The organism is Chondrinema litorale, assembly GCF_026250525.1.
GTDB classification, from domain to species: Bacteria; Bacteroidota; Bacteroidia; order Cytophagales; family Flammeovirgaceae; genus Chondrinema; species Chondrinema litorale.
Window position 1 is genome coordinate 4061960 of the sequence record NZ_CP111043.1, and the last position, 21712, is coordinate 4083671.

Here is a 21712-nt window from a genome sequence, read left to right on the forward strand (position 1 = left end):
TTTATTTTTTAATTTTTAAATATTGGATTATCTCATCATACAAACCAGATTCATTAGCAAATAAAGCATAGTTTTTTGCTGTTTCGAACCACTCTGTTGTGGTGGATTTGTGTTGATTTGCAGCCTTCATCAAATCTTTTGTAGTAATAGGAACTGGCCTGCCTTGCTCCATAGATTCGTCCAGTTTAGATTCAATCGCAATATCTACGATAGCTTTCAGGTCTGCTCCCGAATACCTGTGGGTTGCTTTTGCTATTTTGGCAAAATCTATTTTTTCAACAGGTTTATTTTTGAGATGAATGTCTAAAATTACTTTTCTAGCTTCTTCGTCGGGTGGTGGAATAAAAATGATTCTGTCAAATCTACCCGGTCTTCTAAAAGCAGAATCCAGATGCCAAGGAGCATTTGTTGCAGCTAATATTAAAACACCTTCATTAGAATATTCAACACCATCTAGCTCAGACAGAAACTGGTTAATCAATTGCCTACCAGCACTTTGGCGCATATCACTTCTACTAGCTCCTAAAGCATCTACTTCATCAAAAAATAAAACTCCCGGATTTAGTCTTCGTGCTTTTTCAAAAATTGCGTGCAGGTTTCTTTCACTTTGTCCAAGATAAAGATCGAGTATATCATTAATTCCTACAGAAATAAAAGAGGCATTTATTTCACCAGCAGTAGCTCTGGCAAGGTGAGTTTTACCACAACCGGGAGGGCCATACATTAAAATACCTCCACCAGTTTTTTTGCCATATGCTTGGTAAATTTCAGGATGTTTTAAAGGATAAATGATTTTTTTACTGATCTCGCTTTTGATTTTTTCCATTCCACCGACTTGTTCAAAGCCAGCTTGTGGTTTTTCTATGTCAGGATCAGAAAAATCTCCTTCATCTTCTGCTCCTAATTTTATTTTTTGAGGTTCATTTGAGATATTTCCTTTTTTACTGTCTTTAATTTCTTTTTCAAGTGCAATATCTTCTAGTGCAGGATTTATTATAAGTGCTTTTTGGTATGCATCTTCTGCATCTTCGATCTGCTTATTTTGTAATAAAACTCTTGCGTATAAAATCCATCCTTTTGCAGGGAAGTTTCCATCTGTATTGATCGATTCTATTAATACCAGAGCTGCTGAGTTTTTTTCTTGTTTTCTGAATACTTCACAAAGATCTAGTTTTGCTTCAATATCAGTTTGGGAGAGTTTTAATACCTCTTTTAATTCTAGTTCAGCTTCTTCAAATTTTTGTAATTTGATTAACTGCTTAGAAAAATATTTTCTTAAAGCTATATTTTCTGGGGAGTTTCTTACCGCTTCTCGCAGACTTTTCAATTCTTCAGGTTCCAAGGGTAAAATTATTTTTAGTGTTATGCTTAATTAAACTGATTAATGCACATTATTTCGCATTTTATTATTATTCATGCAGTTTTTACTGCTTTACTAAAGTCAGATTGCAAGTATAAATAATGTTATTAATTCTTAAGTTGCTATTCCAAAATATTACTTACCCTTAAGATAAAAGTTATTTTTTGATTTCAAATGTTTTACACACATGACACAACCGGATTGATTTATTAAATTTTTCAATAAATTGGTCGATTATTACTACTAGCATACACGCATTATCTCACTTATTGAATGCTGATCAATAGGTATTAACTATCAAAAAAATAAAATGAAATATAAGGGTATAGAAGTTTTGGACTCGATTACGGTTGATTGTGCAATATTTGGTTTCGAAAATAATGAGCTAAAAGTACTACTTGTAAGAAGAAATATTGAACCTCAGAAAGGCATTTGGGCTTTACCGGGTGGTTGGATCGGCGTTGAAGAAGACGTTGATGATGCTGCTAAAAGGATTTTGGAAGAAGCTACAGGTGTTGGAGGTATTTTTATGAAACAAGTATCTTCTTTTGGTAGAGTTAGCAGGTTTCCCGACAAGAGAATTATTACAATTGGTTACAGTGCTTTGGTGCAACCTCAAGATTACTCATTAAGGCCGGGTCAAGATACAAGTGATGTAGTTTGGCAACAAATTAATGAAGTTGGCCAACTCACTTTTGACCACAATGAAATCTTAGAGGCATCTCTTAAGTCTTTAAGAACAAATGCCAGACATGCTTTAATAGGGATTGAGCTTTTGCCTGAGAAATTTACTTTATCTCAGTTGCAAGCATTACACGAAGCAATTCTAGGTGTCACGCTAAACAAGCGAAACTTTAGAACAAAAATGAACAAGTTAAAAGTGATTAAAGCCTTAAACGAATGGCAGACAGAGGTTTCTCACAGACCGGCTCAACTGTATACTTTTGACAAAGAGCAGTATTATAAGATAGTTAATGAAGATTATGAATATGAATTGATTGTTTAAATAGAGCTATTATCTGATTTAAGATAAGAAAACAAACACAAAATTACCTAGTTTTGCTCCATCAAATCTAGGTAATTATGAAGGTTATAAGTGAATTAAAAGAGACAAATAGCTTTGTACGTAAGTTAAGAGCAGATGGTAAAAAAGTGGGGTTTGTGCCAACAATGGGTGCTTTACATCAAGGGCATATATCGCTTATTGAGGCAAGCAAAAATGAAAACGATTATACAATTTGTAGTATTTATGTAAATCCTACACAATTTAATAATAAGGAAGATTTCGAGACCTATCCTAATCTTTTTGCGCAAGATAAAGCTAAGTTAGAAGAAGCCGGTTGCGATGTAATTTTTACACCTTCGCATGAGAGTATGTATCCTAATGGGGTAGATAATCTATTAAGTTTCGATTTTGGGTCGCTTACATCTGTGCTCGAAGGAAAATACAGACCCGGACATTTTAGTGGTGTAGGCATTGTAGTTTCAAAGCTATTAAATATAGTGATGCCAGATGTCGCTTATTTTGGCCAGAAAGATTTACAACAGTTTATGGTAATTAGAAAACTGGTAAGCGATCTATCGATTATGACCGAAGTTAAAAGCTGTCCGACTTTAAGAGAGCCTGATGGATTGGCAATGTCTTCAAGAAATTTGCGACTTAATGAAGAAGAACGTAATATAGCACCATTACTTTATCGAGTATTAAAAGAGGCAAAAACAGCTTTAATCGAAGGAAATGATGTGGGTAATGTTCAGAAAAAGGCTTTTGATTCAATTGCTGCAAATGCATTATTTACACCAGAGTATATCGAAGTTGTTGATTTTAATTCTTTTAGTTTGATAAAAAATGGCAAAATAAATAATAGTGTAGCTATTTGTTTGTCAGCTCATTTAGGGAAAGCACGCTTAATAGATAATGTTATCGTTGAAGTTTGATTAATGTTCTTAATGTGGGAAACGAACAGAAATATAATATTCAATGTTATCTTTGCGAAAAACTGGTAAATGGGCAGGGAGTTTCCCGATAAACAACAGGAATAGGAAACCATGTATATTGAAATATTAAAATCTAAAATTCATCGGGTTAAAGTAACACAGGCAGAATTGAATTATGTGGGAAGCATAACTATTGATGAAGACCTGATGAAAGCAGCAGACCTGATCGAAGGGGAAAAGGTACAGATTGTAAATAATAATAATGGCGAACGCTTCGAAACGTACGTAATTACCGGAGAAGCAGGTAGTGGTGTTCTTTGTTTGAATGGCGCTGCGGCAAGAAGAGTACAAGTAGGCGATATTCTGATTATTATTTCATACATGAGTGTGAAAAAGAAAAAGGCTGCTGAATACAAGCCTCTTTTGGTTTTTCCTGATGAAAATAATCGTATTTCCTGAGTTTAAACCTCTATGAAATTCACTTTAAAATCTTCATTAAAATACCTTGTATCATTGGTATTTGGAATCGCATTGTTCTGGTGGCTTTACAGAGAGAAAAACTATCAGGATTTATACGATAGATTTCAAAATATCAACATGTTCTGGGTAGCAATGTCTGGAGTTACAGCATTAATTAGCCATTGGGCGAGGGCATACAGATGGAAAATTGCATTAAAGCCATTTAATCTGCATGTAAGTACCTTTAGAGCCATGTTGGCTGTTATGGTAGGTTATTTTGCCAATATGATTATCCCTCGTATAGGTGAATTTGCCAGAAGTGGAATCTTAAAACGAACAGACGATACACCTGTAAATATCTCATTTGGAGCAATTATAGCCGAAAGAGCTATCGACCTTATTATTTTAATGCTTCTTACAGGCTCAGTTTTTTTACTTGAGTTTGATAAAGTAGGCACTTTTGTACTAGATAAATTACAAAGTACTTCAGGTAACCTAATGCTTAAAGTGTTGCTACTTTCGGCAGTTGGTGTACTTGGTTTGTCTGTGTTGTTTATATTATATAAGTATAGAGCCAGATTTAAAGAGAATTTTATCTATAATAAGGGTAAAGAGTTTTTAGAAGGTATTAAAGAAGGTATTCTTAGTATAAAAGAACTCTCTACTTCTGACAGAGTAAGATATGTTGCACTTACATTATGTATTTGGGTAATGTATTTTTTAATGTCTTACTTGTTTTTCTTCTCTCTTGAAGAAACCTCATCTTTAGGAGTTAAATGTGGCCTTACTACATTAATTATGGGTGGTATTGGTATGGCTATACCAACTCCAGGTGGAATGGGCTCATATCATATATTTGTTTCTTTTTGCCTTACAGTTTATGGGCTTGAGAAAGGGCTTAGCAGCGATTTTGCATTGCTAATGCATTCTACTCAATCGCTCATTGTAATCATTCTAGGTGCGATCAGTTTGGTAATTACGATGATTATCATTTTAAACAAAAAAGAATCACCATCTGAGCCAGAAGATGTTGAAGCAAATATCTACCGATAAACTTCATTTTGTACAATTAGTATTGAATAAGTGAACTCGGGTTGAGATAAAACATCTTTTTCCAACCTTGATGGCTAGTATCAATTCGCCATGGTAGCGGAATTAAAGTTACAATTGAGTAATGTAAATGTGGAGGTTTGCCTTTCGCATTTCCACTATCGCCTACAGTACCTATTTTATCGTTCTGGTTTACTATTTTAAAACCACTTGTACTGATGCTTTCTAAATGTGCATAATAGTGCAAGCGTCATTTGGGGCCGAGAATTACAACAATATTTCCTCCCATGCTTATTTGGCCAGAGTACAACACAAAACCTTTGGATGCTGAACGAATATTTGTGCCTTTTTTAGCAAAAATATCGATGCCTTTATGTGTTACTGATCTGCCCCATGGATAATACCAGAATGAGTCTTTATGATAATCTTGTTTGCCAGCACCTTCTACTGGCATTCTAATAGCGTCTCTTAGCAGTAAAACCGCTATAAAAACAACTAAAAAGCATAATTTCAATACGTTTTTTAGCATTATGAGTTCTTTTATTAATACAGCATTTGTTAAATAGATTGATCAACTTTTAGATTGATCTTGTTACTCACACTGGTAGAGCATTTATAGTGAAATTTTATTTGTATAAGTCTGTAGTTTCAATGAATAAAATATTACAAATTTGCGGGTTATTTTAATTGGGGTATTCAACAAAGAACAATTGTTTAAGCTAATTTGAAATAAATTAGTTAGTAGTGGGGGATTTAACAGATCGGTAATCATCTGCGAGAGAGAATTTTCTTTTTTTGGAAATATCCAATTTGAAATCTAGAAAATAATTAAAAAAAAAGATTTTTATTTTTGATAAAATATGAGTTAGAATTGAAAAAGGAATAAAAATTTAATAGTTTTTCAAACTTTTTTAAATACAAGTCTCTTTTATAAAATAAGAAGATTATCTTAAAAAAATTCAATATTTTAAAAACAGTTTTTTTAATATTTCGAGTTATAACATCTAAAAGTAGCTTAAGCAAAAGGTAGTCGGTATTTGCGTATGCGGATATGTATTTTTGTTAATTAGTATATTAATATTAGTTTTGTTAATAACTCGAATCACTTGATTTTTCCAATGGATAAATACACATATATTGCTAATGCTCATGGGGCATACATCGATGAATTATACAAATCTTACAAAGAAAATCCCGACTCTGTAGATAACTCCTGGAAGTCTTTTTTTGAAGGTTTTGATTTCTCACAAGCTAAATATGGAGAAGATGGTGCCAGTATGGTACCAGATGCTTTAACTGGCTCAAAGTTAAAGAAAGAAATTGCGGTAAGAGCTTTAATTCATGCTTATCGTTTAAGAGGTCACTTAGAATCTACAACTAACCCAGTAAGACAAAGGGTAGACCGCAAAGCACTTCTAGATTTAAAAGATTTTGGTCTTGGTGAAGAGGATTTAAAAACTGTTTTCACAGCAGGTGAAGAACTAGGTATGGGCTCTGTAAGTCTAGAGCAAATAATTTCTAGACTGAGAAAGATTTATTGTGGAAACGTTGGGTTTGAGTTTATGTCGATCAGAGAGCCAGAGGTTTACGAATGGTTCAAAAACAAGGTTGAGATAGAGTTTCCAAAATTTAAGCTTGAGTTAGAAGAAAAAAGAAGGATTTTACAGAAATTAAATGAAGCTGTAGTATTCGAAAATTTCCTTCATACAAAGTATGTAGGGCAGAAAAGGTTTTCATTAGAAGGTGGTGAGTCTACAATTCCTGCATTAGATGCTATAATCTCTAAAGGTGCTGAACTTGGCGTAAAAGAGTTTATAGTAGGTATGGCACACAGAGGAAGACTAAATGTTTTAACTAACATAGTTGGTAAGACATACGATGAAGTTTTTAATGAATTTGAAGGTGCTGCACTTCCAGATGAAACAATGGGAGATGGTGATGTGAAGTACCATATGGGTTTCTCATCTCAAATTGAAGCTTACGGTGGTAAAGAAGTTACTATTAACTTAATGCCTAACCCTTCTCACCTTGAGGCTGTAGACCCAGTTGTTTTGGGTAATGCAAGAGCGAAGTTAGATATTATATATGACAAAGACCCTTCTAAATTAATACCGATACTTATTCATGGTGATGCTGCTTTAGCTGGTCAAGGCATTGTATACGAAATTGTACAAATGTCTAACCTGAAAGGCTATTCAGTAGGAGGTACAATTCACTTCGTAATTAACAACCAAGTTGGTTTTACTACTGACTTCCATGATGCTAGATCAAGTATCTATTCTACTGATATTTCACAGATAATAGAGGCTCCAGAAATTCACGTAAATGGTGATGATCCAGAAGCAGTGCTATTTGCAGTAAAATTAGCTGTGGAATTCAGACAAAAATATAAGCGCGATATCTTTATTGATATGGTTTGCTACCGTAGACATGGCCACAACGAAAGTGATGAGCCTAAGTTTACTCAACCAAAGCTTTATAATATTATATCAAGACACCCTAATCCAAGAGAAATTTACAAAGATAAGTTGATTGCTCAGGGTGAATTGGAAGCGAAGGTAGCAAAAGCAATGGACAAGGAGTTTAGAAAAATGCTGAATGAAAGACTTCAGGAGGTAAAACAACATCCTTTGCCATATAAAAAACAGGTGTTAGAATCTCAGTGGAAAGAAATGAGAAGATCTGTTCCAGAAGATTTTGAAGAATCGCCAGATACTTCAATTAAATTGGAAACAGTACTTAAAGTTGCTGATGCTTTAACTAATGTACCTAAAGAATTTAAGCCTTTAAGACAGATTGAAAAACTGTTAAAAGAAAGAAAGCAGATGTTCTTCGAGGACAAGAGCCTTAACTGGGCAGCTGCTGAGCTTTTAGCTTATGGTTCAATCGTACTTGAAAATAAAATTGTGAGAATGACTGGTCAGGATGTGGAGCGAGGTACTTTCTCTCACAGGCACTCAATCTTAAATGATGCGGAGACTAATTCTAGATATTGTAACCTTTGCAAAATCGACGAAAATCAAGCTCCTTTCATGATATTCAACTCTCTACTTTCTGAGTATGGAGTACTAGGTTTTGAATTTGGTTATTCATTTGCAAACCCTAACGCACTAGTTATTTGGGAAGCACAGTTTGGTGACTTTGCTAACGGTGCGCAAGTTGCTATAGACCAGTTTATAAGCAGTTGCGAGACTAAATGGCAGAGAATGAGTGGTTTGGTAATGTTATTACCTCATGGTTACGAAGGACAAGGACCAGAGCACTCAAATGCTAGACCTGAAAGATTTTTACAACTTTCTGCAGAGTATAATATGGTTGTGGCTAATATTACAACTCCTGCAAACTTCTTCCACTTAATGAGAAGACAGGTTACATGGGAGTTTAGAAAACCTTGCGTGGTTATGAGCCCTAAGTCACTCTTGAGGCATCCAAGTGTAGTTTCTCCATTAGAAGATTTTACGCATGGTAAATTTCAGGAAGTAATTGATGACGAGTATGCAAAACCATACAATAAGGTAGAGAAAGTTCTTATGTGTACTGGTAAGATATATTTTGATCTGCTTGAAAAGCAACAAAAAGATAAGAGAAAAGATGTTGCAATTATCAGAATTGAACAGCTGCATCCTTTCCCTGAAACTCAGGTCGAGAAAGTACTTTCTAAGTATAAAAATATGAGTAAATTGATCTGGGTACAGGAAGAACCTGTAAACATGGGATACTGGACATATCTTCTAAGGACATATTATAAGAGAAAAGATCTGGAAATTGTTGCAAGAAAGCCAAGTGCTTCTCCTGCTACCGGATATTCTAAAATGCACCAAGAAGAGCAACAAAAAATTGTTAGTGCAGCATTCAACAGATAATTAAATTTTAAACCTAAAACACATATAATAATATAATATATTAATAATATGAGCCTAGAAGTAACGGTACCTGCTGTAGGGGAGTCTATAAATGAAGTTACGATTGCCCAATGGATAAAGAAAGACGGAGAATATGTGGAAGAAGAAGAAGTTTTATGTGAGCTTGAGTCAGACAAAGCAACGTTTGAGTTAAATGCAGAGACTTCTGGAATCTTAAAAATCATTGTTGAAGAAGGTGAGACAATTGATATTGGGACAAAAATATGCGTAATTACTCCTTCTGAAGGTGGTGGCGACAGTAGCGAAAATGCTGAAACAGCAGCTACTACAGAAGAAAAACCAGCTTCATCTGGCGGGTTAACTGGTGAGGTTATTTCAATGGTTGTTCCAACTGTTGGAGAGTCAATCACCGAAGTAACAATTGCATCTTGGCTTAAGGAAGAAGGCGATTTTGTTGAAGAAGAAGAGATTCTTTGTGAAATAGAATCTGACAAAGCAACTTTTGAACTTGCTGCTGAAAATACAGGATACTTAGAAATTGTAGCAAAAGAAGGTGATACACTTAATATTGGAGAGTTAATCTGTAAAATTAAAGTATCTGAGGGCGGTTCTGGAGCTTCAGCATCTGCAAGTACTAGTTCAAATGGTCATTCTCAAACAACTGCTGCTCCAACATCTTCTAATGAAACTTATGCGAGTGGCCATGCATCTCCGGCTGCTGCTAAAATACTTTCAGAAAAAGGTATTGATCCAAAATCTATAAAAGGTACTGGTGTTGATGGTAGAGTTACTAAAGAAGATGCACTAAAAGCTGAAAAGCAAGCGCCTGCACCTAAGAAAGAAGCTCCTAAAAAAGAAACTGCAACGGAATCAGTAAAAGCTGCACCGGGAGAACGTGGAGAGAGAAGGGAGAAAATGTCTTCTTTAAGAAAAACCATCTCTAAAAGACTAGTTTCTGTTAAAAATGAAACGGCTATGCTAACCACTTTTAATGAAGTGGACATGAAGCCTATCATGGATATTAGAAAGAAATACAAAGAATCATTTAAAGAAAAGCATGGTGTAGGTCTTGGGTTCATGTCTTTCTTTACAAGAGCAGTATGTGAGGCTTTAAAAGAATGGCCTGCAGTAAATGCAAAAATTGATGGTGAAGAAATGGTATTTAGTGATTTCTGTGATGTTTCAATTGCTGTTTCTACGCCAAAAGGTTTAGTAGTACCAGTTATCAGAAATGCAGAGTCAATGTCATTTAATGAAATTGAAGCTGAGATCATTAGATTAGCTGTAAGAGCAAGAGATGGAAAGCTTACTATTCCTGAAATGACAGGTGGAACTTTCACCATTACTAATGGTGGTATTTTTGGTTCTATGCTTTCTACACCTATTATTAATGCTCCTCAATCTGCAATTTTAGGAATGCACAACATTGTTGAAAGAGCTGTAGTAGTTAATGGTGAAGTAGTAGTAAGACCAATGATGTATGTAGCCTTATCTTACGACCATAGAGTAATTGATGGTAGAGAATCTGTTAGTTTCCTTGTGAAAGTGAAGCAATTACTTGAAGATCCAGTTAGACTCATGCTAGGAGTATAAAATTTTTATTTAAAATAGCTTTACTCTTTTCAGGCAGTAAAGCTATTTTTTTAATTAGCCTGAAGCATTTTTTTATTTAATTAGCTAATAACACTTTACAAAAAATAACATGAATTACGACTTAACAGTAATAGGATCTGGTCCTGGAGGTTATGTGGCGGCTATCAGAGCAGCACAGTTAGGGTTAAAAACAGCGATTATAGAAAAATACAGCACACTTGGAGGTACTTGTCTTAACGTTGGATGTATCCCTTCAAAAGCATTACTAGATTCTTCTGAGCATTACCACAATGCAGTGCATACTTTTAAAGAGCATGGTATTGAGGTTAAAAGTCCTAAGGTTGACTTAGCTCAAATGATAAATAGAAAGAATGAAGTCGTAAAACAAACTTGCGATGGTATTGACTTCTTAATGAAAAAAAATAAAATCACAGTTTATCATGGTGTAGGTTCTTTTAAAGATAAAAATACAATCGTGATAAAAGGGGAAGAAGGTAAAGAAGAGGAGATTAAAACGGATAAAACTATTATTGCAACTGGTTCTAAGCCGATTATAATTCCTGGAGTTGATTATGATAAAGAGAGAGTAATTACATCAACAGAAGCACTCAATCTAAAAGAGATTCCAAAAGAGATGATTGTAATTGGTGGTGGAGTTATTGGTCTTGAGCTAGGTTCTGTTTATGCAAGAATTGGTACCAAAGTTACTGTAATTGAGTATTTAGACAGAATTATTCCAGGAATGGATAAAACACTGGCTAAAGAATTACAAAAAACACTTAAGAAACTTGGCTTCGAGTTTAACTTTAAAACTAAAGTAACCAGTGCTAAAACTAAAGGCAAAAAAGTAATAGTTGAAACAGAAGATACTAAAGGAGAGAAGAAAGAGCTTTCTGCCGATTATTGCCTTGTTGCTGTTGGTAGAAAAGCTTATACTGAAGGTTTAGGTTTAGAGAATATTGGATTAGCTACTGATAAGAGAGGTAAAATTGAGGTGGATGAGCATCTTCAATCAAAAGTTGAAGGAATTTATGCAATCGGTGATGTAATTGATGGTGCTATGTTAGCACACAAAGCAGAAGAAGAAGGTGTTTATGTTGCTGAAATGCTTGCTGGACAAAAACCACATATCAATTATCTTTTAATTCCTGGAGTAGTTTATACATGGCCAGAAGTTGCTGGAGTAGGGTATACGGAAGAGCAATTAAAAGAACAAGGTAAAAAATACAAGGCTGGTTCATTCCCTATGCGAGCTTTAGGTAGAGCAAGAGCCAGTATGGATATCGACGGTCTAATTAAAGTATTGGCTGATGCGGAAACTGATGAGATTCTAGGTGTACATATGATAGGCCCTAGAGTAGCAGATTTAATTGCAGAGGCTGTTGTTGCTATGGAATACAGGGCTTCTGCCGAAGACGTAGCAAGGATGTCTCACGCACACCCAACGTATACTGAAGCTATGAAAGAAGCATGTTTAGCTGCTACTGGAAACAGAGCTTTACATGTGTAAAATTGATTAAATAAAGTATTGTATTATTTATAGATGATACTTTTTCAAAAAGCCCAAAGGTTATGTAATTAATCTTTGGGCTTTTGCAATTATTTGGAAACAAAATTGTTATAAATGCGGTGCAGTAAGCAACTAACTGTAGCACAATTTTTTCTAGGAAATTAGTGACAGTTATTTTAATTTTTTAAGATTATTAAAGACAAACTAATTCATGGGAGCATTGCTAAAAGTATCTTCAGCAGCTAAAGAAATTTACGGTTGTTCAGAATCCACTGAAGAAACATGGGTTAATTATGCATTTGCTTTAATGAGCATTGCTGGTGCTGACGATGAAATATCTGATGCTGAAATGAAGTGGCTTTTAGAAGATTTTTCTGAGTTAATTAATGCCCATGAAAACTTTGGTAGTGCTATAAAGAATTTTGATTACAGGAAAGCCGACCTCCATGATATACTGAGTAAAATAGAGTTTAAGGTAAAGATCAATTATAAAAGAGCTCTTTTATACGACTCTATTAAAATGTCTCATGCAGATAATAACTATTCAGAAGATGAGCGAGAAGCTGTAAAAATGTTTTCTGAAATGCTTGAGATTCCAGAATATATGGCAAAAACTATTGAAGGTTTGGTAAACACCGAAAAATCGATAGAAGCCACAAGAAGGTCAATTTTTGAGTTGGATGATAAAAAACTTACAGATTTTTCTAACTCTATCAGAAGAACGACAAAACTTGTACAGCATGCTTATGGTCTACAAGAAACTTCTGATGAAATAGATCTAAATTATGGTTATGCTTTAATGAGCATTGCAGGTGCAGATGGTGTGGTATCTGATGATGAAAAAGAATGGTATAAATATAACTTTGCCAATATTTCTCAAATTCCAGATCATATAGTACAAAAGGTTTTAGAAGTTGATTTTTCAAACCTAGATCTCAATGAAATTTTAAATAAACTCCCTCACGAAATGTCTTTGAGTTTCTCTAAGACACTCATCTATAATTCTATTAAGATGTCAAGAGCAGATGGAGATTACCCATTGGAAGAACGCGAAGCAGTAAAAGAAGCTGCTGCTATTATGGGAGTTCCAGCAAATATTACTAATACTCTTGATTACCTCACAGACGCAGAAGAAAAAGTGAACCAAATGCGTAGAACACTCTTTTCAATAGACGAAAAATAATTTTATCTTATTTTTTCCTTCATTCAAGCAACGATCTTCAAGATTCGGGCATTTCCAAAGTAATGGCAACCGATTAGCTCCTTATTTGTTTTAAAAATCGCTTCTGAGTAACTTCGCGTTTCCCGGAATAAAGAAGCAAACAGAAGCTTTGATGAAACAAGAAATAGACAAATCAAATATACCAGCTCATATAGCCATCATAATGGATGGTAATGGCAGGTGGGCTAAGAAAAATGGCTCAATGAGAGTGAAAGGTCACCAGCATGGAGTTAAAAGTGTAAGAGAAGTAACTGAAGCAGCCGGAGAATTGGGTGTAAAGTACTTAACTATGTATGCTTTTTCTACCGAAAACTGGTCTAGACCTGAGTACGAAGTAACTGCTTTAATGCATTTATTAGTCTCTACCATTAGAAAAGAAGCCCGAAATCTTAATAAAAATAATATTAAGTTGATGGCTATAGGAAATGTAGAGTCTTTGCCATCAGTTTGTCAGAAAGAGTTAAATGAAGCGATAAAGCTTACAAAAGATAATACAGGGCTTAATTTGGTGCTTGCTTTAAGTTATAGTGGAAGATGGGAAATTGTGAATGCTACAAAAAAAATAGCTGAAGATGTTAAAGCAGGTAAAATTGATGCAGATAAACTAGATGATAATTTATTCGCATCATACCTTGAAACAGGAGTAAAAGGTATTCCGGACCCTGAATTAATGATTAGAACCAGTGGAGAAATGAGAATTAGCAACTATTTATTATGGCAAATTGCTTATTCTGAATTGTATATAACTGATACTCTCTGGCCGGATTTCAATAAAGAAGAGTTTAATAAAGCGATTCTTTCTTATCAGCAAAGAGAAAGAAGATTTGGGAAAACTAGTGAGCAACTATCTAAGGTTAATTGAAAGAAGTAGATGAAGAAATTATTATTATTATCCCTTTGGATTACCATGCCGTTTTGTCTGTTGGCTCAGGTAAATGTTGATTATAGTACACCAACAGAGTATGAAATTGGAGGTATAAACGTAGTGGGAGCTCAATTTCTCGATAGAAATTCACTTATTTCTATTGCGGGATTTAAAGTGGGTGAAAAAATCAAAATACCTGGTGACGACATTTCACTAGCTATTAGAAAACTGTGGAAACAAGGGATTTTAGGAGATATTAAAATTTCAGTTACAGAAATTCAGGGAAACAAAGCTTTTCTTCAAATAGAGTTAAAAGAAAGGCCAAGATTCTCCCGAATTATGTTTGAAGGGGTACCAAAAGGCCAACGACAAACACTCGAAGATAAAATAAAGTTGATAAGGGGTAGAGTTGTAACTGATGCTTTGGTAAAAAATACCACCAACACTCTTAAAAATCACTACATAGAAAAAGGTTTTAAGAATGTTGATGTAACAATTGTGCCTCAAAAAGATACTGTTTTAAGTAATAGTGTTATTTTGAAAGTAATCATTGATAAGAAATCCAAAGTAAAAATCAATGAAATTAAGTTTGAAGGCATAGCAGCTTTTGAAGAAAAGAAACTTAAAAAGAAAATGAAGAAAACGAAGGAGAAAAAATTCCTTCGAATTTTCAGCCCGTCTAAATTCATTCCTGAAGAATACGAAAATGACAAGCAAAAGCTAATTGATTTTTATAACCAAAATGGTTACAGAAACATGGCTATTGTGGAGGATACAGTTTACGATCACGATGAAAAAACTGTTAATATAGATCTAAAAATAGAAGAGGGAGAGAAATTCTTCTACAGAAATATCGATTGGACAGGTAACTATAAATATACCGATGATCAATTGTCTATGGTATTAGGTATCGATCGTGGCGATGTTTATAATCCAAAAGAATTGAATGAGCGTCTTAACTTTAATCCGCAGGGCACAGACGTTACCTCACTATACATGGACGATGGTTATCTATTCTTCTCAGTAGAACCTGTTGAAGTACTTGTAGAAGGAGATTCTATTGATATAGAAATGAGAATGTTTGAAGGTGAGCAAGCAACTATTAACAAGGTAATTGTAAATGGTAACACACAAACCAACGACCACGTAATTTTTAGGGAGTTAAGAACATTACCAGGTCAAAAATTCTCTAGATCAGATTTAATTAGAACACAAAGAGAACTTGCCACTTTAGGTTATTTCGACCCTGAAACAATTGAAATAAATCCTAAACCTAACTATGCAAATAGTACGGTTGATATAGAATACAATGTAACTGAAAAACCAAATGACCAGATAGAATTATCTGGTGGTTGGGGTGGTCAGTTTGGATTCGTTGGTACTCTAGGTCTAGTATTCAACAACTTCTCATTGAGAAGAATTACAGATTTTGACTACTGGAAACCACTTCCAAAAGGTGATGGCCAGAGACTTAACTTGAGAATGCAGGCAAATGGTAGAAGATACCAAACATACTCAGTTACCTTTACAGAGCCATGGTTAGGTGGTAGAAAGCCAAATTCATTTACGATGAGTTTCAACAGATCGGTAATCAGGTTGATTAGTTATACTGGTGATTCTTACGGTAGCTTAAAAAGTAGCGGTGTAACAGTTAGTTTAGGTCGTAGATTACCTTGGCCAGATGACTTCTTCACTATGTCTAACTCATTGAGTTTCTTAGTGTATAATCTAGATGATTACAATGCTACTGGTTTCGAAAACTATTCATCTGGTACTTCATACAACTTTACATTTAATACAACCTTAGCAAGAAACAGTATTGACCAGCCTACTTTCCCAAGAACTGGTTCAAGTATCTCGTTAAGTGCAAGCTTTACACCTCCATATTCTCAGTTTACAGGAAGTTCTTTTGCAGAGGTAAGTGGTGTTGAACAGTACAAATGGGTTGAGTATCATAAGTGGATGTTTGATAACTCATGGTTCCTAAACATAGTTGGTAATCTAGTATTGAATACCAGAGTGAATATGGGTTTCATGGGTAGGTATTCAAAATCAAAAGCATTAGGACCGTTTGAAAGGTTTATTCTTGGTGGTGATGGTCTTTCTCAAAACTCTTACTTAATTGGTACCGATATTATCGGTCTTAGAGGATATCAAAATAACTCAATATACCCAACTAACACAGATGAGTACGGTGGAGTTATATATAATAAATTTGTAATGGAATTGAGGTATCCAGTTTCGTTGAACCCTTCTGCAACTATTTATGTACAAACTTTTGTTGAAGGTGGAAATAACTGGGGAAGCTTCGAAGAGTATAACCCATTTAACCTGTACCGTTCAGCAGGTGTGGGTGCAAGAATCTTTATGCCAGCATTTGGTTTACTAGGTGTTGACTGGGGTTATGGATTTGATGAAATTCCAAACAATCCGGATGCAAATGGAGCACAGTTCCACTTTACCATCGGACAACAGTTTAGATAAGACGATAAATTTGGCTGTGTTTAAATTTTTTAATTTAGCTTTTAACAGATGCCGATATCAAGATATTTGATGATTTTAGGAATGCTGGCAATAACTACACAAAGTTATTGTCAGCGTTTTGGTTATGTCAATACTGATGAAATTTATAAAAACTTACCTGAGTATCAAGCTGCTGTAGCAGAAATTGACAATCTCATAAATAACTGGAATAGAGAGATTAAAGAAAAGAAAATGGAGCGAAGTAAGTTGATGCAGCAGTTTGAAATTGATGCACCTTTGCTTACTCAAGAGCTTAAAAATGAAAGATTAGAGGAGATTAGAACGATAGATCAGGAGCTTAGAGAGTTTCAAAATAACAGGTTTGGTTATAAAGGAATGCTCACAATAAAAAAAGAACAGGTTATCGACCCAATTGTTGAGAAGGTTTTTCAAGCGACAGAGCGAGTAGCAAAAATTAAAAAAGTGGATTTCTTGTTTGATGTTGCCTCAGATTTATCACTTCCATATGTTAGACCATCAAAAGATTATACAGATTTTGTACTAGAGCAATTAGGTGTTAGTATACCCAAGGACTAAATGCGTTCTGTTAGTTTCTGAACCACATATATTACTTTCGCGTTTCCCTAGCAAATTACCCAATTTATGAGATTTTTTTCAATTAGCATTATTCTGATCTTATGTGTGTATGGTGTACATGCGCAAAAGTATGGCTATTTTGATTCAAGAGTAGTAATACAATCACTATTAGAGTATAAAGATGCACAGAAAGAACTGGATAAATTTGCAGAAACTTGGAAGAATGAACTAGATCAGAAATATAAGACACTTGAAGATCTACAAGAAACTTATGCTAGTAAAGAGATTCTGTTAAAACCTAGCGATAGACAGAAACAACTACAAAATATTTATGATTTAGAATTGGAGATAGAAGAATATAGACAATCTAAATTTGGATACGAAGGAGCTTTATATCTCAAACGTCAAGCTTTAATTGAACCAATACAAGAAAAAATTTTTGAGGGTGTATCGAGTGTTTGTAGAAAAAACAGACTTGAATTTCTGTTTGATAAAGCTTCAAGTATTGTGATAATATATTCAGATCCAATACATAATTATACCAAGCTTATAACTGCAGAATTGGAGCCCAAAGAGGAAGAAGGGGAAGAAGAGCAACAGTATGGGCAAAAAGAAGAGGTGAAGCCAGAGCCTGCAGAATATGCTGGATACATCAATAGCGATTATGTCTTAAAGAAGATGCCAGAATATCAAGATGTTCTGAATGAATTAGAAAACTACGAAGGAATGTGGAAACACAATTTCGATTCATTAAATCTGCAATTAGACTCACTAAATGATGTATTTAAGAAAGATGAGGTATATCTCACTTCTGAAATGAAAGATATTAGAGTAAAAGAGATAAATAAAAAGAAAGAGGAAGTTAGAAAGTTTCAGGTAGATAAATACGGGCCAGAAGGAGAGGTATTTACTAAGAGATTGGAGCTTTTAAAGCCTTTGCAAGAAAAAATATATGAGTCAACTGAAAAGGTTGCTCAAGAAAAAAATGTCCATTTTGTTTTTGATAAAACGGACGACCACTCAATGTTCTATGTAAATCCAGTCTATGATTATTCAGATTATGTATTGGAAGAAATGGGATTGGGTGAACAAGAAGATATTGTAAGGTAAATCCAAAGAGAAATAACACGCTAATTTTCAAACAAATGCTTATAAATTGTAATGCGTACCTGCTTATTTTTCTTGTTTCCTTTTACTTTCAGTATGTTTGTAGATAGTTTTTAAACCATAAATTAATTTTAGAAGATGAAAACTAAACTTTTGATATTATTTTCATTAGTAGTTATTTCTTTTTCATCCTTAGCACAGGATCAAAAATTTGCATACGTAAATTCAGATAGCGTATTGCGTTCAATGCCTGCATATAAGGTGCAAATGAAATCTTATGAATCTTATGTAAAACAGCTTCAGACACAACTTCAAACAAAGCAAACATCATTACAACAAAAATTTGCAGAGTATCAGCAAAATGGAGGAGATTGGTTGCCAAACATTCGTCAGGAGAAAGAACAAGAATTGACAGCGCTCGATCAAGAAATTAAAACTTTTGCTCAAACCTCTCAATTGAACATGCAACGTAAACAACAAGAGTTGTTAGAGCCTTTGTTAGAAGAAGTGCAAACAGCTATTGAGGCTATTGCAAAAGCAGAAAGTATAACTTTCGTATTGCCTGACCAAACTTTCCTTTATTCTAAAACCGACTACGATATAACTGGAAAAGTTATAGCCAAATTAACTGGTAATTAATTAGTATTTGTCGGTTAGAAATAGCTTTACCGCAAGTTTAATGATACTAATATTAGGCAAGTAGTGATTAAATTGTTTATTTTCGCAGAAAAAATTTAATAAAATGAAGAAATTTGTATTTATATGCATAGCTGCTTTTTTAGCATTTGGTAGCTTACAAGCACAAGAAAGTGTAAAAATCGGCTATGTTAGTGTGGATAGCGTAATGTTGTCTTTGCCAGAATACAAAACTCAAATGAAGCAGTATGAGAGTTATGCAAAGCAATTAGAGAATGAAATCAACTCTAAGAGAACCACACTTCAAGCAAAAGCAGAAGATTTAGAAGCTAACTATAAAGATATGCTTCCTGATATTGTTCAGGAAAGGCAAAAAGAATTACAGCAGCTAGATCAGAATCTACAACAATTTGCTCAACAAGCACAACAAAAGCTATCTAGAAAAGAGCAAGAGCTGTTAAATCCTATCTTGGTTAAAATTCAGCAGGGAATTGATGATGTAGCTAAAGAGCAGTCATATACTTTTATCGTTCAGGATCAAGTTTTCCTTTATTCTGATAATAAATATGATATAACTGTTGATGTAATTAAGAAATTAGGTGGTGATGTAAATGCTACTGCAACTAATAGTAACGAGTAAGAATTACTTTAAGTAATTTAAAGATATAAGCCTCTAAATTTTAGAGGCTTTTTTATTGTAGTAATGTTTTTAGTTGCGAAATAGATAACCTTCTTCCACAAAGTATTAAAACTACTTTTTGTCCTTTGTAACTAGCAGCATTTTGTATTAAAGAGGCGAGTGAAAGCCCAGCAGCTCCTTCTACAATGTATTGATGTTTCTCGATTATGAGTTTAAGTGCAGATTTAATTTCTTTTTCATTTACTAAATAAAAAGCATCAATTATCTCTTTACAGAGTTCGAATGTGATAGCATCGGGTTCAATTCCACCAGCAGTTCCATCTGAAATGGTATCTAAACTCTCCATTTCTATTATTTTCCCCGCTTTTAAAGATTCATGCATAACAGGAGAGTTTAATGGCTGACATCCAATTATTTTAGTCTCAGGAAGATGAGCTTGAAGGTAGGAGCCAATACCAGAAATTAGCCCTCCTCCTCCAACGGGAATAAAAACAGCATCAGGCTTAAAGTTAAGAGAGCTACTTTGTTTCTCAACTTCTACCCCAATTGTACCTTGACCTGCTATAATGTCTAAATCATTATAAGGAGAAATATAGGTGCCATTTACCTTTTGAGCTTTCTCTAATGCATGTAATTCAGACTCTACACAATCATTACCAAACTGTTCTAAGTTTATATTGTAGAAGCTTAATGCTTCAAGCTTGGTTTTAGAGGTATTTTCTGGTAATACAATTGTTCCATGTTGCTTAAGTGTTTGAGCAGCTTGAGCAAAAGCAAGTCCATGGTTGCCTGTAGATGAGGTTATTAGCTCAGATTCGATTCCTTTTTCTTGTAGTGCTAAGAGTTTGTTAAAAGCTCCTCTTATTTTAAATGAACCTGAAAGCTGAAGGTTTTCAAGCTTTAGATATACTTCAGCTCCAGTGAGTTTACTTAGAAATGCTGAATATTCAAGAGGTGTTTCAAAAACATATTTCTTAATTCTTTTCTCAGCAATCGATACTTCTTCACTAACAGACATCAGGTTCATCACAAATTAATATTTAGCTTTTAACAGTTTTTCTTGAAGAAAATAATTCTAAGCTATAAACACAAAAGAAACCTAGAATTGCAAGAATAGCAGCCCACATTAATTGAGAAGGTTCACCTGTAATTTCTGAATATGTAAATGGAAGTACATTTTCTTGAAGTAATGGTTTTACTACTCCATGTCTATCAGTATAAGTAGTAATAGTTTCTTTCCAAGGCCAAATTTTATTGAGAGAGCCAAAAAGAAAACCAATTAGTAAAGCGACAGTAATATCATGATGGTGCTTAAATAACCAGCTCAAAACTCTTGAAAATGAGAGTAGACCAAACAAACATCCCACAATAAAAACAAGAATGAGCTTAAAATGATTAAATGCTTCTCCAATATCACTGGCAACTAAACCATCTATCGTTTTTTGGATACTCCCAAAAATTAATTGGTAGGCGCCCATCAATATTAATATAAAACTACCAGAGATACCGGGGAGAATCATCGCACATATTGCTACAGCTCCACATATAAACACATAAAAAAGGCTCGTATTTTCATCTGCAATTGTACTAATACTGGTAATATAATAGGCAACAACAGCACCTATAATAAGAGAAACAATTGGTAGCACACTCCATGCTTTTATTTCTTTAGCAATAAGAAAAATAGAGGCTATAATTAATCCAAAGAAGAAAGACCACAATAATATTGGTTGATGCTCTAATAGATAGAGAACTATTCGAGAGAGTGAAACAATCGAAAGAGCTATACCTCCAAAAAGCACTGCTAAAAAAGTGCCGTTGATTTTTGCCCAGAAATCAGCAAATCTTCCTTTTAAAAGTAATTTTAAAGCTTCTAAATCAACTGACTTGATAGAGTTAAGTAACTCTTCATAAATACCTGAGATAAATGCAATTGTTCCACCTGATACTCCGGGTACTACATCAGCAGCGCCCATGGCAACTCCTTTAAAAAAAAGTAAAATCCTATTTTTCATGAAAAAATGAAGTCTAATTTATTAAAGTGGGTAAAAATAGAGGAAAGGCTTAATTTGCAAGGATATATTTACACTTATTTACATAAAAAAGAGCATTTGCGTTAAATACAAATGCTCTCGATAATTAATTCAAAGTATCTTATTTAAGAAACTTTTTCTATTTCAGGTAATTCTGCTAATTCTGTATTGTCGTTATTATTCTCACATTCAGATGGTTTTCTACCACACAAAGAACACGTTACACCATCGTTTTGCAAAAATGGACTTTGCGACGCACAGGTACCTTTAAATTCTCCATTTTTCAAGAAAATAAGCCTTACACTCATTAATACGAAAAATAACGCGATAAACCCTATGCCTAAAAGTACTGTTGCCATATTAAATCTCTTTTATT

18 protein-coding genes and 1 pseudogene are annotated in these 21712 nt (G+C 34.2%); 14 read left to right on the forward strand and 5 right to left on the reverse strand.

From position 1 onward, the window contains the following. Window position 1: 1 nt before the first annotated feature. On the reverse strand, window positions 2-1342 hold the full coding sequence (locus tag OQ292_RS16765) for an AAA family ATPase (RefSeq protein WP_284683294.1): 1341 nt from the start codon (window positions 1340-1342) through the stop codon (window positions 2-4). Window positions 1343-1670: 328 nt separating this feature from the next. On the opposite strand from OQ292_RS16765, the gene OQ292_RS16770 reads away from it, so the two are divergent. The 4 genes from OQ292_RS16770 to OQ292_RS16785 all read left to right on the forward strand — a co-directional run bounded on the left by OQ292_RS16770 (window position 1671) and on the right by OQ292_RS16785 (window position 4810). After that, window positions 1671-2366, forward strand: coding sequence for an NUDIX hydrolase (locus tag OQ292_RS16770; protein ID WP_284683295.1), 696 nt, complete (start codon window positions 1671-1673; stop codon window positions 2364-2366). 77 nt (window positions 2367-2443) lie between these two features. After that, window positions 2444-3298 carry a pantoate--beta-alanine ligase gene (gene panC / locus OQ292_RS16775; protein ID WP_284683296.1) on the forward strand — a complete coding sequence of 285 codons (855 nt, stop codon included), beginning with the start codon at window positions 2444-2446 and terminating at the stop codon, window positions 3296-3298. A gap of 111 nt (window positions 3299-3409) precedes the next feature. Continuing rightward, the gene (panD, locus tag OQ292_RS16780) at window positions 3410-3757 is read left to right on the forward strand and encodes an aspartate 1-decarboxylase (protein WP_284683297.1); all 348 of its coding nucleotides are present in this window, start codon (window positions 3410-3412) and stop codon (window positions 3755-3757) included. 12 nt (window positions 3758-3769) lie between these two features. Further along, window positions 3770-4810, forward strand: coding sequence for a lysylphosphatidylglycerol synthase transmembrane domain-containing protein (locus tag OQ292_RS16785; RefSeq protein WP_284683298.1), 1041 nt, complete (start codon window positions 3770-3772; stop codon window positions 4808-4810). A gap of 16 nt (window positions 4811-4826) precedes the next feature. On the opposite strand, the pseudogene OQ292_RS16790 reads toward OQ292_RS16785, so the two are convergent. Then, window positions 4827-5336: pseudogene (locus tag OQ292_RS16790) on the reverse strand (M23 family metallopeptidase). Window positions 5337-5925: 589 nt separating this feature from the next. Between OQ292_RS16790 and OQ292_RS16795 the strand changes: the two are divergent. The 10 genes from OQ292_RS16795 to OQ292_RS16840 all read left to right on the forward strand — a co-directional run bounded on the left by OQ292_RS16795 (window position 5926) and on the right by OQ292_RS16840 (window position 19303). Further along, window positions 5926-8670 (forward strand): 2-oxoglutarate dehydrogenase E1 component, encoded by a 2745-nt coding sequence (locus tag OQ292_RS16795; protein ID WP_284683299.1) that lies wholly within the window; start codon window positions 5926-5928, stop codon window positions 8668-8670. Between the two features lie 48 nt (window positions 8671-8718). Beyond that, complete coding sequence (gene odhB / locus OQ292_RS16800) at window positions 8719-10263, forward strand: 2-oxoglutarate dehydrogenase complex dihydrolipoyllysine-residue succinyltransferase (RefSeq protein ID WP_284683300.1); 1545 nt, start codon at window positions 8719-8721, stop codon at window positions 10261-10263. Window positions 10264-10372: 109 nt separating this feature from the next. Then, window positions 10373-11773, forward strand: coding sequence for a dihydrolipoyl dehydrogenase (gene lpdA, locus OQ292_RS16805; RefSeq protein ID WP_284683301.1), 1401 nt, complete (start codon window positions 10373-10375; stop codon window positions 11771-11773). Window positions 11774-11984: 211 nt separating this feature from the next. Then, entirely contained in the window at window positions 11985-12956 is a 972-nt protein-coding gene (locus OQ292_RS16810) for a tellurite resistance TerB family protein (RefSeq protein ID WP_284683302.1), read from the forward strand. A gap of 151 nt (window positions 12957-13107) precedes the next feature. After that, the gene (uppS, locus tag OQ292_RS16815; RefSeq protein ID WP_431733744.1) at window positions 13108-13857 is read left to right on the forward strand and encodes an undecaprenyl pyrophosphate synthase; all 750 of its coding nucleotides are present in this window, start codon (window positions 13108-13110) and stop codon (window positions 13855-13857) included. Between the two features lie 9 nt (window positions 13858-13866). Then, window positions 13867-16344: an outer membrane protein assembly factor BamA gene (gene bamA / locus OQ292_RS16820; protein ID WP_284683303.1), complete on the forward strand. Its 2478-nt coding sequence runs from the start codon at window positions 13867-13869 to the stop codon at window positions 16342-16344. Window positions 16345-16392: 48 nt separating this feature from the next. Beyond that, window positions 16393-16920 (forward strand): OmpH/Skp family outer membrane protein, encoded by a 528-nt coding sequence (locus OQ292_RS16825; RefSeq protein WP_284683304.1) that lies wholly within the window; start codon window positions 16393-16395, stop codon window positions 16918-16920. A 66-nt stretch (window positions 16921-16986) separates the two neighbouring features. Further along, window positions 16987-18030, forward strand: a complete 1044-nt coding sequence (locus OQ292_RS16830) for an OmpH/Skp family outer membrane protein (RefSeq protein WP_284683305.1) — start codon at window positions 16987-16989, stop codon at window positions 18028-18030. 135 nt (window positions 18031-18165) lie between these two features. Next, window positions 18166-18666, forward strand: a complete 501-nt coding sequence (locus OQ292_RS16835) for an OmpH/Skp family outer membrane protein (RefSeq protein WP_284683306.1) — start codon at window positions 18166-18168, stop codon at window positions 18664-18666. 103 nt (window positions 18667-18769) lie between these two features. Beyond that, window positions 18770-19303, forward strand: a complete 534-nt coding sequence (locus OQ292_RS16840; RefSeq protein ID WP_284683307.1) for an OmpH/Skp family outer membrane protein — start codon at window positions 18770-18772, stop codon at window positions 19301-19303. Between the two features lie 52 nt (window positions 19304-19355). Here the strand turns inward: OQ292_RS16840 and OQ292_RS16845 are convergent, their stop codons facing one another. The 3 genes from OQ292_RS16845 to OQ292_RS16855 form a co-directional block, all read right to left on the reverse strand. After that, on the reverse strand, window positions 19356-20330 hold the full coding sequence (locus OQ292_RS16845; RefSeq protein WP_284683308.1) for a threonine/serine dehydratase: 975 nt from the start codon (window positions 20328-20330) through the stop codon (window positions 19356-19358). Between the two features lie 13 nt (window positions 20331-20343). Then, window positions 20344-21318, reverse strand: a complete 975-nt coding sequence (locus tag OQ292_RS16850; RefSeq protein WP_284683309.1) for a DUF368 domain-containing protein — start codon at window positions 21316-21318, stop codon at window positions 20344-20346. Window positions 21319-21461: 143 nt separating this feature from the next. Continuing rightward, on the reverse strand, window positions 21462-21695 hold the full coding sequence (locus OQ292_RS16855) for a hypothetical protein (RefSeq protein ID WP_284683310.1): 234 nt from the start codon (window positions 21693-21695) through the stop codon (window positions 21462-21464). Between the last annotated feature and the right edge of the window lie 17 nt (window positions 21696-21712).